This window comes from Pseudomonas sp., assembly GCF_032058845.1.
Taxonomy (GTDB): Bacteria; Pseudomonadota; Gammaproteobacteria; order Pseudomonadales; family Pseudomonadaceae; genus Aquipseudomonas.
Map to the genome: position 1 here is coordinate 1 of NZ_DAMCCR010000107.1, position 14,194 is coordinate 14,194.

Here is a 14,194-nt window from a genome sequence, read left to right on the forward strand (position 1 = left end):
ACAGTGCCGCCAGGGGCCTTCGAAGGCGGCGCGGGCAGCGGCCACGGCGTCGTCGACATCCGCACTACCGGCCTGGGCGACGTCATTGATGACGCGCTGCTCGGCCGGGTTTTCCACCTCGAAACGCTCGCCGCTGCGCGCGTCTTGCCAGCTGCCGCCAATGAACAGCTGGCCGGGGCGGTCCAGAAACGCGTGAAGCTCGGGCACAAGTTGCACGGTGCTCATGGTCAGTTCCTCAGAGAGACATTTCGATCAGGAAGGGCCTTGGCCTGGCTCAGGGCGCGGTGCAGCTCGCCATTGCTCACCACCGTGCAGGCCGGCACGCCGTAGCCCTGGGCCAGGGCTTTCCAGTCCACCCGCGGGCGATCGAGCTCGGTCAGGGCCAGGGCCTGCGGGCCGAACTCGGTGACGCCGAAGCGGCGCAGCTCGTTCTGCAAGATGGCGTAGCGGTGGTTGGCGGCAATCAGGATCACCACCGGCAGTTGCTCGCGGGCGATGCTCCACAGGGTCTGGATGGTGTACTGGGCGCTGCCGTCCGACTGCAGGCAGAACACCGGGGTGCCGGGCTCGGCCAGCGCGGCGCCGAAGCCCACCGGCAGGCCCTGACCAATGGCACCGCCAGTGTTGGTCATCACCCGGTGGCGCTCGGCGCGGGCCGAAGCCGTGAAGAACGGGTAGCCGCAGGTGCCGCCTTCCACCGAGACGATGCTGCCGGCTGGCAAGGCTGCGGCCAGCACACTGCCAATCGATTGCGGCGTCAGCCCGTCGGCTTCGGCCGGTAGCGTGATGCCCATCGGCGCGGGCTGGCAGGCCGGTGCCTGGAGCACGTCGGCGAGGGCGACCAAGGCGCCACTGACGTCATCACCGACGTCGGCCAGGGGCAGCAGGCGATCGGTTTCGGCCAGGCGCGAGGCAATGCCTTCATAGCCGAAATAGCTGATGGGCTCTGGTACGCCGGCGCACACCACACGGTCGTACCTGGCCAGCTCGGCGATGGCGACTTCGGGGAAGTACGGCAGGCGGTCGAGGTCAGGCAGACCGCCGCCTCGATGGCTCAGGCGCGGGAAGGTCTCGGCGAACAGTTTCACGCCGGGCAGGTGCGCCAGGCGCCCGGCGGCCAGCAGCCCGGCTTCGCTCAGGCCTTCGTCGCCGACGATGAACACCAGGCGCTCGCCCTTGCGCAGCGCCATGGCCAGCGCCTCTACGCGCTGGCCGTCGAAGCGCCGACGTGGTGCCTGCAAGGCAGGCAGGCTGGCCGTGTGGCTGACCTCATGGGCCTGCAGGTCCATGGGCAAGATCAAGCTGGCGATCTGCCCGGCCGGCTGCCATGCCGCGCGCACGGCGCTGTGCAGGTCTTCGCCCAGGGCATTGGCGCCGCGCGAGGTGCGCACCCAACTCGAGACCGTGCCCGCCAGGGCGTTGATGTCACTGGCCAGCGGCGGGTCGTAATTGACGTGCCAGGCGGCGTGGTCGCCGATCACGTTGACGATCGGCGTATTGGCGCGGCGGGCGTTGTGCAGGTTGGCGATGCCGTTGGCAAAGCCTGGGCCCAGGTGCGTCAGCGTCATGGCCGGCCGCCCCTTGATGCGCCCGTAGCCATCAGCCGCGCCGGTGCACACCCCTTCGAACAAGGACAGCACCGGTTTGAGCGAAGGCTCGCCGGCCAGCGCCGCCACCAGTGGAATTTCCGTGGTGCCGGGATTGGCGAAGCAGTACTCGATCCCACTGGCTACCGCCGCCTTCACCAACCATTGCGCGCCATTCATGTTCAACCCCTTCCACGTGCTGCCGTTTCAGATGGAGAGATTTATCACATATAAAAGAGATCTCAACAAGCGGTTATTTGTCTTTTTTCTCTTAATTTGAGATTTATGTAATCGATCGGCTGCTAAAGACTGGCCCCGAACACTGTTTTTCTCACCCTGAATGCACTAAGCTCTGCGCCACAGGCACGCGCCATCACGGCAGTCTGCTGCCCCTTACGTATCAACCTTTCTGTATCAACCCGTTGGAGCAAGATGAGCAGCCTGAGCAAGATGCTGAGCGTGCTGGACCTGTTCAGTCCGGACACCTTGAAGATCGACCCCGATGCCATTGCCGAACGCATGGGCCTGTCGCGGGCTACGGTGTACCGCTACGTCAAGGATTTGTGTGAGGCGGGGCTGTTGGTGCGCGTGGACGCCGGCAGCTATGGGCTGGGGCCACGGATCATCGAGCTGGACTGGATGATGCGTCAGTACGACCCGATCCTGATCGCCGGGCGCGAGCTGATGCATGGATTGTCCGAGGAAACCGGGCTCGCGGTGTTCGCCAGCGTTTTTTATGACGGGCGCATCATCAACACCTACATCGCCGAACCCAGCGACACCTATCGCTTTGCCTTCGGCCGCGGGCAGCCGCTGCCGTTCTTTCGCGGCGCGCAGTCCAAGGTGCTGATCGCCTATCAGAAAGGCCGGCGCCTGCAGCGGTTGTTCGATGAACAGATGGCCAGCGAAGCCGATGCGCCGTACGACTGGGACAGTTTTGCCAAGGCGGCGAAGAAGATTCGCAAGGACGGCTTCTGCGTAACCCACGACGAACTCAACCTGGGGCTGACCGGCATCGCCGCCCCGATCTTCGCCGCAGGCAGCGATGACATCCTTGGCAGCCTGGCGGCCGTCGGCACGCGCGACAACTTCCAGCTGCTGCGCCAGGACGCCGTCACCGCGCGGGTGATGCAGACGGCGCAGAAGATCGCGGCCAACCTGGCGTAGCGGTCGGCCGCGATCCTGCACGCCTCACGCCATCAGAACGGCACCGCCACCACCAGCTGGGTGTACACGTTGGTGCCATTGCCATTGACCTGGTTACCACCGCTCTGGGCATCACGGTCCGGCTTGTACAGGCCCACCAGGGGCGTGACGATCAGGTGCTGGTTGATGGCCCATTCCACGTACAGGTCCAGCTCGCGGGCGCTGAGGTCGGGGGCAGCGCCGGTGCTGACGCTGTTGATGTCGTAGTACAGCGCGCCGAGGGTGACATTGGGCAAGGGGTTGGCTTTCAGGCCCACATGGTGAATGGCGGCGTTGGTCGCAAATGGCCCGGAATAGTTGGCCGCCACCTCCCCCTGGAACCAGGTGCCGTAGCCGGTGCTCTGGCCGGTGAAGAGCAAGTCCCAGTCCTTGGAGTAGCGCGAATAGCGATAGGTAACCGATGGCGTCCACGGTGCGCTGGAGAAACTGTGCGCCGCCTCGGCGTACCAGGCCGTGCGCTCGCTGGCGCTGCGCGGAGACTGACGCGCGTACTCGAAGGCGAAGGTGGTGTCGGGCACACCGAGGCTGCCCTCGCCGCGCAGGCTGTACACGTTCATGCCATCGCGCTGGCGCTGGAAGTCGCTGGCCCAGCGGTCGTCGACTTCCAGGCCATGGATGTAGGTCACGCCCAGTGTGCCCAGCGCATGGGTGTAATCGAGGGTGCCGGCGGCCATTTCGGTCTTGGCCTGGGCGCGGTTATCGGACTTGAGCCACACCGCACTGCCGTGCAACCCGTCGGTGCCACCCAGGCGAATCACCGCGGTGCGGTCAAAGGCGTGGCGCGCGGCCAGATAATACGCGCCGCCACGGTTCAACGCGCCATCGGCCGGGCCCTCGCCGAGGTTGGCGCCGTCATCGTTGATCAGAAAACCACGGCCCAGGCGCACCTGCTGGCGGCCGGCCGACACGTCCACGCCATCCTTGCCCAGCACCGGGAACAGCTCGCCGGAGCGCCAGCCGAGGTACGCATCTTCGATCTTGGTGGTGCGCTCGGCGCCTGTACTGTTGCCGCCCGCATCGCCATCGCCCCAGGTGCCGGAACTGACCAGCGCGAACGCGCCGTAGGCGGTCCCGGCGTCGCGCAGGCGATAGTCGCCGCTCAGGCCGTACTTGACGAAACCTTCGCGCCAGGTCGAGCCGCCGGTGGTGCCGTCATAGTTCTTGCGGCTGTTGAACAGGCCATACACCGCCAGCACATCGGCGTTGAGGTGGGCATCGTCGTTGCTGTAGAGCTCAAGGGCCTGGGCCGGGGCGCCGAGACCGACGGCCAGGGTCAGGGCCAGGCCATGGCGGGCGGTTTTCGTGATCAACGTTGGGGTCATGCAGGTGCTCCTGGGTGCCTTGGCGGCATTCTTATGGGTACAGATGAAAGGTCAACGACACCGATCGCTGACCGGGGGTCAGTTACCCTCGGGCCGGGGCGCGAGGACAGCCGATCCGCCCACCCGCACTGCCGGCAGCGCGGGTGAGCGGATCAGCCTGGGTTCACGCGTTTTCGGTCTTGCGCACGAACAACAATTGCTGGCCAGTGAATTCCAGCAGGCCCTCGACGCCGAACTCCACGCCGAAGCCCGACATCTTGCTGCCACCGAACGGCGTGTTCGGCTGAATCCGCGCATGGCAATTGACCCACGCCACGCCGCTTTCCAGGCGCGAAGCCAGGTTTTGCGCCTGTTCCAGGTCAGTGCCCCAGACCGAGCCGCCCAGCCCCATGCTGCTGCGGTTGGCGCGGGCCAGTACGTCTTCGATGTCGCGGTAGGCGATCACCGGCAGGACCGGGCCGAACTGCTCTTCGTCGACCAGGCGGTGACCGTCACTGACATCCGCGACGATGGTGGGTGGATAGAAGTACCCCTCGCGCGCCAGCCGCTCGCCGCCGCACAGGATGGTGGCGCCGCGCTGGCGGGCGTCTTCGACCAGCTCATGCACCAGCTCCAGCTGCTCCATGTTCTGGACCGGGCCGAAGGTCACGCCCGGCTGCAGGCCGTCGCCCACCACTTCCCGCCCCGCGCGCGCAGCCAGGGCGGCAGTGAAGGCCGCATATTGCGACTCGTGCACGTACAAGCGTTTGAGCGCAGCGCAGGTCTGGCCCATGTTGAGGAAGGCGGCGTCGAAGATGTCGTCTACCACCGCCTCCAGTGGCGTGCCTGGCAAGACGATGGCCGCATCGTTGCCACCCAGCTCCAGCGTCAGGCGCTTGAGGTTGCTGGCCGCGCCGCGCATCACGCTCTGCCCGGTCGGGGTGGAGCCGGTGAAGACGATCTTGTCGATACCGGGGTGGGTGGTGATGGCGCTGCCAAAGCCCTTCTCGCCGGTCACGATATTGACCACCCCCGGCGGCAGGTGGCGGTCGAGGATCTGCACCAGGCGCAGAGTGCTCAGCGGGGTCAGGCTCGACGGTTTGCTGACCACGCAGTTGCCTGCGCGCAGGGCCGGGATGATGTGCCACACGGCGATCATCAGAGGCCAGTTCCACGGCGTGATCGAGGCCACCACGCCCAGCGGCTTGCGGTGCAGTTCGATACGTTGTTGCGCGGTTTCCTCGATCAGCTCGACAGGGATCTTCAGCTCGGCGTTGTAGCGCGTCCAGGCCGCTGCACCCATCACCTCGGACATGGCCAGGGCCATGGGCTTGCCCTGCTCCTGGACGATCAGGCGGGCGATTTCTTCAGCTTCGCTTTCAAGATCATCGGCAGCGCGTTGCAGGCAACTGCGACGGGTGCTGGCACTGCTCAGGCGCCAGGTGGCGAAGGCGGCGCGGGCAGCGCCGATGGCATCGTCGAGCTGCTCCAGCGAGCCTGCCGGGCAGCGGGCAAAGGCGGCGCCCGTGGCCGGGTTGAGCACCGCAAAGTCACCGGCCTGGCCAGCCACCTGGGCGCCGTCGATCACTAAGTGGAAGGTTTGCATGGGGTCATTTCCTTGGCTGAGGCGGCGCACCGCGCGCCACCACCGGTAGAGAAAGGCGTCAGAGCTTGTGACTGCCGAGTGCATCGAAGCGCTGCGGATGCTTGCGGCGCAGGCGCCGGGCCAGCAGCGCGCCACCGAGCAGGGCCGCCGGGATCACCGCACAGAGGGTGTACGACAGCCCCCTGCTGGCCCCGGTCAGCACGTCGAAGTGCAGCACCGCCACGCTCAGCACACCCAGCAAGGCCAGCATGGCGAAACTCGGCAAAAGGCACCGGCGCCACCAGCCCAGGCGCAGCTCAGGCTGGCGGCGGAAGTACATCAGCACCGCGGCGGAGGTCATGGCCATCAACAGGATCACGCACAGCGTGGCGAGGCTGGAGAACCAGGCGAACAGCTGCAGGATCGGGTCAGCGCCCATGGCGGCGAAGATCATCACCACCACCGCCGCGATCAGGCTTTGCAGGGCCGAACCCATGTGCGGGCTCTGATGCACCCGGTGGGTGGTGCCCAGCTGCCGTGGCAGCAGGCCGTCGCGGGCAATGGCGAAGAAGTAGCGTGCGGCGGCGTTGTGGAAGGCCAGCAGGCCGGCATAGATGCTGACCATGAACAGTACGCGGATCACCTGGGTCAGCTGCGGCCCGACATAGTGATCGGAGAGCCCGTAAAGCAGGGTGGTCGGGTCTTGCAAGGCTTGCAGGGTGGGCACGATCTTGACGCTGCCCACACCCACCACGATGGCCCACACCGACAGTGTGTAGAACACCCCGATCAGCAGCACGGAGGCGTAGGTGGCAATCGGAATGGTGCGTTTCGGGTCCTTGGCTTCTTCACCGTAGATGGTGGTGGCCTCGAAACCGATGAAGGCGGCAAAGCAGAACAGCAAGCCGATGGAGGGTGTACCGCTGCCGATGGTGCGTGGTTCGAAGGAGTCGAAGTTGATGCCGCTGTCACCGCCGCTGTGGATGATCGCCAGGTCCAGCACCAGAATGGCCAGGTATTCGGCGATCACCACGAACGACAGCAGCTTGGCCGACAGGTCGATCTTGCGGTAGCCAAGGATGGCGATACTGACCATGGCCAACAGCGAGTACACCCACCACGGCTGGTCGATGCCGAACACCGCGCTCAGGGTGCCGGCCACGACCCCACCGAACATGCCGTACAGGCCGACCTGCAGGATGTTGTAGGCGAACATCGCCAGGACCCCGGCCGCCCCGCCGGCGGTGCCACCCAGCCCCCGCGAACAGAATGCATAGAAGCCACCGGCGTTGGTCACGTGGCGGGCCATGGTGGTGTACCCCACCGAGAACGCCAGCAGCACCAGCAGCGTGGCCATCAACAAGGCCGGGGTGCCGGCACCGTTGCCGAGCATGATGCCGATGGGAAAGCCGCCGGCGATCACGCTGAGCGGGCTGGCCGCCGAGATCACGAAAAAGATGATGAAACCGACGCCCAGGGTACCGCGCCTGAGCTCCGTGGAACTGTTCGCAGGAAGGGAAACGCTCATGCTATTGACCTTGTTGTATGAGGCAGTCTGTGGTCTGGCGCGACGTTGCACGTTGCATCGCACTGTGTAGACACGGCCGTGTGCGTGGAATCGATGCTAGACCCGCTGGCCGGCGGAGGGTTAGCCCAAAACGGCAGGGTTGCAGGCAGCGTGCACCGGGGCGGAACACACGAGGCGGCGCAGTGCCGGCTGGCTACAGAAGGCAGCAACGAGAGACGCGCGCACCCTACCCCCAGCAATCAAGGCCGTTCAGACGGTGAAGGCGGCCGGCAAGGCCAGGGCGGACAGGTACGTGACGGCCAGCGGGGCCGCTGGCAATGGGCTGGGCGTACGTGGGCTATCAGGAAGCGTCAGCAGCGTCCAGCGCCTGGTACCACGCGGCATAGGGGGTGTTGGCAACGCGTCGGCGATTGTAGTCGGGGCTGGCATCACTCCACCACACCGGGCCACGCTCACCCAGGTCGGTCTTGGCGGCATCGACCTGCGCCCTGGCCTGGCGAAGGGCATGTTCATCGTGGCTGGCCTTGGCCGCCTTCACCGCGCGGCGCGCGGTCATCAGTAGCTTGACCAGGCGTTGGCGCTCGGCATCGCTCAAGGCCGGGTTGCTGCAGCGCCACAACTGGCCTTTGACCACGAAGTAGCGACCATCCGGGGTGGTGGGGTACATGCCGAAACGGTCCAGAAATACCAGAGGCCGGGGTTCAGCCGGGCAATAGGCCGGGCGCGCCGGCGGGCTGCTGGGCGTGGATCAGGATTTGCTGAGCAGCTCGGCCGAAGCGCGATCGGCGGCGTCCTGGAACACCTGGCGCAGCGCCTCACCCTGGGCCTCGCTGATGACCTTGGCGGCGATCAGGCCATGGGCAAAACCCAGCGCCAGGCTTTTCGCGCAGAGCAGTTCTTCACGGTCTTCGACGTCGGCGATGTCGCCCAGGTAGAGCGCTGCCGGGTGTTCGTAACGCTCGGCCAGGGTCAGGACGCGCAGGGCATCGAGCGATTGGGTGAACTGAGCCGCTGCGGACCCACCCAGGCTCAGATGCTCGTACTGAAGCAAGCTCAGACGGTCGGTAACGGTCATGGTGAATCTCCCTTTCCTCGATGAGGTCGTTGTGCAATCGACGCCGCTCGGCGCGTCGATCAATGTGGGTGGTGAAGTCTGCATGAGGGTATCAGAACGGTGCGTCACAAGGGCGCGGCCATGGAGTTATTTCCAGGGCAAAGAGACCGCTCACCCGCCACCGGGCGAGGTCGGTCAGGACCTGCCCAGCAAGCTGCTGACGCTGTGGATGAAACGCTCCAGGGCAAACGGCTTGATCAGCACGTCGGTGGCGTGCTGATGCGGGCATTCATCGAGCACGTGGGGCTGCGCGAAGCCGGTCATGAACAGCACCGGCAGGGTCGGACGGCACAGCCTGCCGGCCTCGGCCATCTGCCGTCCATCCAGGCTGCCCGGCAGGCCGATGTCGGTCACCAGCAGGTCGATGCGGATGTCCGAACGCAGCAGTTGCAGGCCGGACTGACTGTCGGCCGCCTCCACGACCCGGTACCCACGGCTACCCAGCAGTTCGCTGACGAACATGCGCACTGACGGCTCGTCATCGACCACCAGCACGGTTTCGTCCTGGGCGGTGATGCGGGTGGTCGGGTCGACTGCAACCTTGGTCGCGAGGGTGGCCGCCACGGTATGGCTGGGCAGTTGCAGGTACACGCAGGTGCCCTCGCCTTCTGTGGAATCGATGCGCACCTGGCCACCCGACTGCTTGGCGAAGCCGTAGATCATCGACAGCCCCAGCCCCGTTCCGGCACCTACCGCCTTGGTGGTGAAGAACGGCTCGAAGACCTTGGCCAGCACCTGCGGGCTCATGCCGATGCCATCGTCGGCCACACACAGGGTGAAGTAGCGCCCAGGGTCGAGCTCGGGGTCCAGCGCGGGGCCAGCGTCGAGCCACTCGGTGCGCGTGCTGATGGTCATGCAACCGCCGCCACTGAGGGCATCGCGGGCATTGATGCAGAGGTTGAGCAAGGCATTCTCGACCTGCGCCGGGTCCACCAGACAAGTGTCAGCGCAGGCCTGGAGATCCACCTTGAGCGTGATCGATGGGCCTACCGTACGCCGCACCAGCTCTTCCAGGCCGCTGATCAGCGCGTTGATATCGGTGTGCACGGGCAGCAAGGTCTGGCGCCGCGAGAACGCCAGCAACCGGTGGGTCAGTGCTGCCGCCCGCTGGGCAGCGCCATGGGCGACGCCGAGGTAGCGCTCGACATCGTTCAGACGCCCCTGGCTCAGGCGCAGCTTGATCAGGTCGAGGCTGCCGGTGATACCGGCCAACAAATTGTTGAAGTCGTGGGCGATGCCGCCCGTGAGCTGGCCGACCGCTTCCATCTTTTGCGCCTGGCGCAGCGCAGCCTGGGCCGCTTCGCGCTCTGCGACCACTTCATTGACACGGCTTTCCAGGGAGCGATTGAGCGCTTGCAGCGCCGCCTCGGCGGTCTTGCGGGCAGTGACATCCACCGACGAGCCGATCAGCCCGATCACCTTGCCGTGGTCATCGAAAAACGGCGCCTTGTTCGACAGCCAGGTGGCCGCCGAGCCGTCGGGCATCGACACCTGCTCTTCGATCTGCTCAGCCTTGCCCAGGCGCATGATGCGCTGGTCGGTCTGCATGATCTGCCGCGCCTGCTCCGGGTCTTCGAGGAACTCCAGATCGGTCTTGCCCAGATAGAACTCGGGCGGCTTGCCGATCAGCGCCGTCGTGCCGTGGTTGGCCACCAGCATGCGCCCTTGCAGATCCTTGGCGTAGACCACACCCGGCACAGCGCTGGTAAAGGTGCGCAGGAGGGCCGTGGCGCGGTCACGCTCGGCCTCGGCAGCACGTCGGGATTCGATGTCCAGCAACACACCCGGAAAACGTACCACCTTGCCGCAGGCATCCAGATCGGCGCGGCCGCTGCCCTCGATCCAGTGGTACTGACCATCGCTGCGCAGTACGCGATATTCGCAGCGAAAGCGTCCGCCACGCTCCAGCAGGTCGCTGATCTGTGCCCAGACGTGGTCGCGGTCGTCCGGGTGAATCGAACCGAAGGCCTCGGTCAGGGCAATGCCGGCGGCGCAGCGCTGCGGGCACAGGCCGAACGCGTTGGCAAAGCGCTCATCGGCAGTCAGGCAGTCGTCAGGAATGCTCCAGACCCAGGTGCCAATGATCGCGCCGGCGTCGAGGGCCAGCTGCAATCGCTCCTGTGCATCGCCCGGGTTGGGGCGTCGGGCCTCAGGGGCACTGTGGTCAATGGGGGGCGTATCGATGAGGTCCATCGTTTGTCTCGGTCCTGACTCTGGACTGTCTGACAGCCTGCTGGCACGGGGGTTTCATGGCGATGGCGCTTTGTTCAGGCGCGAGGGAACAGGCCGGGGCGGCGCTCCTGACCAGAGCGCCTGTGCCGGCTCATTGCACCAGGATGGCGTGGGAAAACTCGATGGAGGGAATCGCGACGGCGCCGCGCTGCACGGTGAGCCAGTCGCGCATCTTGCTGGAATCGAAGATCTGGCCCTCGTCCATCATCTGCAGGATCAGCGCCTGTGACATTCGGTAACAGCCGCAATGCGAGCAGTGTCGTTCTTCCCAGCCGGAGGAACACTCGACGGACTCTGCCTGGCCAGCACAGATCAGACAACTCATGGAACCCCCTTATTATGTTGTTGGGGTGAAGGAAGTGTGCGAATCAACTCACTGTCAATGCAACCTAATTGATAATGAGAATTTCATGCCAGTTACAGTTGTCGGAACAATGACCCTTACAGTTTTTTACACAAGGTCCATCAATGCGGGTAACTGCACCGACAATAACGCCATGGCAGCAGCCGTCAGCGGGGTGCGCTTGAGTGCCTGCAGACCCACCCACTTGCACGCAGCAATTTCATTGGCGGGCGTGGGCTTGGCATGATTGTCGAAATGCGTTGTGAAGACATGGTGAACCGTGCTGCCGGTGTCGATCGAGCACAACGCCAGAAGTGCTTGGCTGTCGAGGCTGGTTTCCTCCTGCAGCTCGCGCGCAGCGGCCTGCGCAGCGGTTTCACCCGACTCGATGAGGCCACCGGGGAAGTTCCACTTGCCACCTTTTTTCCTCACCAGCAGAACCTTGCGGCTGTGCAGGCACAAGATGGTGGCTCGGAGCCTGGTTGCAGGGGTCTTCTTTACCGGCATGCGGCCTACCTCGATCGTGCGTGTCGTTCACCGGAAATGGTGGGCCCTTGCTCTATGCGCGCCATAACGAGTGACTCCAGGCATCTGCTTTAGTTTCAACACCCTGCAAGGGAAGCGACCAACGCGTACTGCCCAATCTTGTTCACTGATCCGTGCGATGACACTGCGCTGCTACGTACTGAGCAGCAAAGTTGGCAATTGGCTGAGTCAGCCTTTATCGTTCAGCCACTTTCAAACATGAGTGGTCTGCCATGAAGTGGTTTCCCCTGCTGTTGACGCTGTGCCTGTCCGGCCCGGCCCTGGCTGCCGTTGACACCACGGCCCCGCGCGCGCCCTGGACACTGCTCGATCAGCACGACAAGGCCTACACCCTCGATGACGCCACGCGGGTGTTGCTGGTGGCGCGCAGCATGTCCACGGCCAAACTGGTCAATGCCACCCTGAGCGATGAACCCGAGGGCTACCTCGATGCGCGTCACGTGGTGTACGTGGCAGACATCGAGAAAATGCCATCGGTGGCCAAGATGGTCATGGTGCCGGCCATGCGTTCGGCCAACTACCGCATCGTGCTGGACCAGACCGGCGCTGTGGCCGAGCGTTACAAGGGCGATCGCGAGACCGTGCAATGGCTGGACATGGAAGGTGGCCAGGTGGTGCGTGAGCGCCGCTTCAGCGACGCCGATGCGTTGCGCCAGGCCCTGGTGCAGTTGCAGCACTAGCCGGACGCGGCTGGGCTGCGGGGGGTCGTCTACACTTGCCCGAGTCTTCCGTACCCCCAAGGACCGCCATGAAGCCACTTTCCGCCCTCCTCGCCAGCCTTGCGCTGAGCGTGGGTCTGCTCAGCGCCGAGCGCGTTGCGGCCATTACCCCGCTCAACCCTATCAATTTCGGCGCAATCGGCTGGGAAAGCGGTGCGTTGACCACCGAAATCCTGCGCTTCATCGTCGAGAACGGCTTCGAGTACGCCACCGACACCCTGCCGGGCAGCACGGTGAGCATGGAAGTCGCGCTGGCGCGCAACGACCTTCAGGTGATCGCCGAGGAATGGGCCGGTCGCAGCCCGGCCTGGGTCAAGGCCGAACAGGCCGGGCAGGTGTTCGCCCTGGGCGACACGGTGAAGCATGCCGAAGAAGGCTGGTGGGTGCCGGCCTATGTGATCAAGGGTGATCCGGCCAGGGGGCTTGCGCCGCTGGCACCCGAACTGCGCAGCGTCGACGACCTGAAACGCTACCCGCAGGTATTCAAGGACCCCGAACAACCCGACAAGGGTCGTTTCCTCAACAGCCCCAGCGGCTGGACCTCCGAGACGGTCAACAGCCAGAAGCTCAAGGCCTATGACCTCGACGCCCAGTACAGCAACGTTCGCACCGGTTCCGGCGCCGCACTGGACGCCGAGGTGACCTCGGCCATCAAGCTGGGCAAACCGGTGCTGTTCTATTACTGGAGCCCCACCCCGCTGATGGGCCGTTATGACCTGGTGCGGCTCGAAGAGCCGCCCTACGACGCCACCGCCTGGGCCACCTTGACCGATGCAAGCAACCCGTCGCCACGCGGCAGCCGTTCGCTGCCGGCGAAGCTGTCGATCGGCGTGTCTGCCTATTTCCGCGCGCAGTACCCGGATCTGGTGGCGGTATTCGAGAAGGTCGACCTGCCCATCGATCTGCTGAACAAGGCCCTGGCCGACATGAACACCACGCGCCAGCCTGCGCGTGAAGCGGCCAAGGCATTCCTCAAGGCCAATCCGCAGGTGTGGAAGGCCTGGATGCCGGCAGAAAACGCCGCACGGGTCGAGGCCGCGCTGTGACGGGCGGGTTTCCCGAGAGCCTGCAATTTTCTTTTGCCGATGCGATCAACGGCTGGGTCGACTGGCTGGTGCTGCACTATGGCGACACCTTGCGCAGCGTCTCCAACCACCTGCTGAGCGCGCTGGTCTGGCTGGAAAATCTGCTGCGGCTGGTGCCGTGGTGGCTGCTGGTGGCGGTGGTCGGGGTGCTGGCCTGGCATGCCAGTCGCAGTTGGCTGCGGGCCGCGGTGCTGATGGCCATGGTCACTGGCATCGGCATGCTCGGGCTGTGGGACAAACTGCTGCAGACGCTGACCTTGGTACTGGTGAGCACGGGCTTGTGCGTGCTGGTCGGCGTGCCATTGGGCATCCTGATCGCCACCCGGGCACTGGCGCGGCGTGTACTGCTGCCGGTGCTGGACGTGATGCAGACCCTGCCCGCCTTCGTCTACCTGATTCCGGTGCTCATGCTGTTCGGCCTGGGCAAGGTGCCTGCGGTGTTCGCCACCCTGATCTATGCCCTGCCGCCACTGGTGCGCCTGACCCACCTGGGCCTGGCGCAGATCGACCCGTCGTTGTTAAAGGCCGCTCACGGCCTTGGGGCAAGCCGTTGGCAGCGCCTGCGCCGGGTGGCGCTGCCGCTGGCCATGCCGAGCATCATGGCCGGGCTCAATCAGTCGGTGATGATGGCGCTGTCGATGGTGGTGGTGGCCTCGATGATCGGCGCGCGCGGGCTGGGTGAGGATGTGCTGGCAGGCATTCAGACCCTCAATGTCGGCCAGGGGCTGCAGGCCGGGCTGGCGATCGTGGCGCTGGCGATGGTGATCGACCGGATCAGCCAGGGTTATGGCAACGCGCGGACACGCGGGCGGCTGGAACCGCCGCGATGACACAAGCGCGCACCGGCGCGCCGTGCACGGGGCGCCGCCCTGTCGCCTGTACGCCGGTGACGCCAGCCGACCGCACTTTTCCCGCTGAACCCGGTCTACTGCCTCCTTTCGCCGCTTAC

14 protein-coding genes are annotated in these 14,194 nt (G+C 65.3%); 4 read left to right on the forward strand and 10 right to left on the reverse strand.

Annotated elements, in window-relative coordinates; genetic code table 11:
- Nucleotides 1-225: aldehyde dehydrogenase family protein (locus RT028_RS17095; RefSeq protein ID WP_312936297.1), on the reverse strand; the 225-nt coding region annotated here is incomplete at its 3' end.
- A gap of 2 nt (nt 226-227) precedes the next feature.
- Nucleotides 228-1,766: an acetolactate synthase large subunit gene (locus RT028_RS17100; RefSeq protein WP_409567286.1), complete on the reverse strand. Its 1,539-nt coding sequence runs from the start codon at nt 1,764-1,766 to the stop codon at nt 228-230.
- A gap of 252 nt (nt 1,767-2,018) precedes the next feature.
- Between RT028_RS17100 and RT028_RS17105 the strand changes: the two genes are divergently transcribed.
- Nucleotides 2,019-2,753: an IclR family transcriptional regulator gene (locus RT028_RS17105; protein WP_312936298.1), complete on the forward strand. Its 735-nt coding sequence runs from the start codon at nt 2,019-2,021 to the stop codon at nt 2,751-2,753.
- A gap of 32 nt (nt 2,754-2,785) precedes the next feature.
- Here the strand turns inward: RT028_RS17105 and RT028_RS17110 are convergent, their stop codons facing one another.
- From RT028_RS17110 to RT028_RS17145, 8 genes are all read right to left on the reverse strand, one after another.
- On the reverse strand, nt 2,786-4,114 hold the full coding sequence (locus RT028_RS17110) for a hypothetical protein (RefSeq protein WP_312936299.1): 1,329 nt from the start codon (nt 4,112-4,114) through the stop codon (nt 2,786-2,788).
- A gap of 163 nt (nt 4,115-4,277) precedes the next feature.
- Complete coding sequence (locus RT028_RS17115; RefSeq protein WP_312936300.1) at nt 4,278-5,699, reverse strand: aldehyde dehydrogenase family protein; 1,422 nt, start codon at nt 5,697-5,699, stop codon at nt 4,278-4,280.
- A gap of 58 nt (nt 5,700-5,757) precedes the next feature.
- On the reverse strand, nt 5,758-7,206 hold the full coding sequence (locus RT028_RS17120; RefSeq protein ID WP_312936301.1) for an APC family permease: 1,449 nt from the start codon (nt 7,204-7,206) through the stop codon (nt 5,758-5,760).
- Nucleotides 7,207-7,546: 340 nt separating this feature from the next.
- Complete coding sequence (locus RT028_RS17125) at nt 7,547-7,873, reverse strand: hypothetical protein (RefSeq protein ID WP_312936302.1); 327 nt, start codon at nt 7,871-7,873, stop codon at nt 7,547-7,549.
- Nucleotides 7,874-7,954: 81 nt separating this feature from the next.
- Complete coding sequence (locus tag RT028_RS17130) at nt 7,955-8,281, reverse strand: hypothetical protein (RefSeq protein ID WP_312936303.1); 327 nt, start codon at nt 8,279-8,281, stop codon at nt 7,955-7,957.
- Nucleotides 8,282-8,455: 174 nt separating this feature from the next.
- Nucleotides 8,456-10,513, reverse strand: coding sequence for a PAS domain-containing sensor histidine kinase (locus RT028_RS17135; protein WP_312936304.1), 2,058 nt, complete (start codon nt 10,511-10,513; stop codon nt 8,456-8,458).
- A gap of 130 nt (nt 10,514-10,643) precedes the next feature.
- Entirely contained in the window at nt 10,644-10,784 is a 141-nt protein-coding gene (locus RT028_RS17140) for a hypothetical protein (RefSeq protein WP_312936305.1), read from the reverse strand.
- A 219-nt stretch (nt 10,785-11,003) separates the two neighbouring features.
- Nucleotides 11,004-11,402, reverse strand: coding sequence for an NUDIX hydrolase (locus tag RT028_RS17145; protein WP_312936306.1), 399 nt, complete (start codon nt 11,400-11,402; stop codon nt 11,004-11,006).
- Between the two features lie 251 nt (nt 11,403-11,653).
- On the opposite strand from RT028_RS17145, the gene RT028_RS17150 reads away from it, so the two are divergent.
- The 3 genes from RT028_RS17150 (at nt 11,654) to RT028_RS17160 (ending at nt 14,075) form a co-directional block, all read left to right on the forward strand.
- A complete protein-coding gene (locus tag RT028_RS17150; RefSeq protein WP_312936307.1) occupies nt 11,654-12,121 on the forward strand; it encodes a hypothetical protein in 468 nt (155 codons plus the stop codon).
- 68 nt (nt 12,122-12,189) lie between these two features.
- On the forward strand, nt 12,190-13,206 hold the full coding sequence (locus RT028_RS17155; protein ID WP_312936308.1) for an ABC transporter substrate-binding protein: 1,017 nt from the start codon (nt 12,190-12,192) through the stop codon (nt 13,204-13,206).
- Entirely contained in the window at nt 13,203-14,075 is an 873-nt protein-coding gene (locus tag RT028_RS17160; RefSeq protein ID WP_312936309.1) for an ABC transporter permease, read from the forward strand. Before RT028_RS17155 ends, RT028_RS17160 begins: the two co-directional genes overlap by 4 nt.
- The last annotated feature ends 119 nt before the right edge of the window (nt 14,076-14,194 follow it).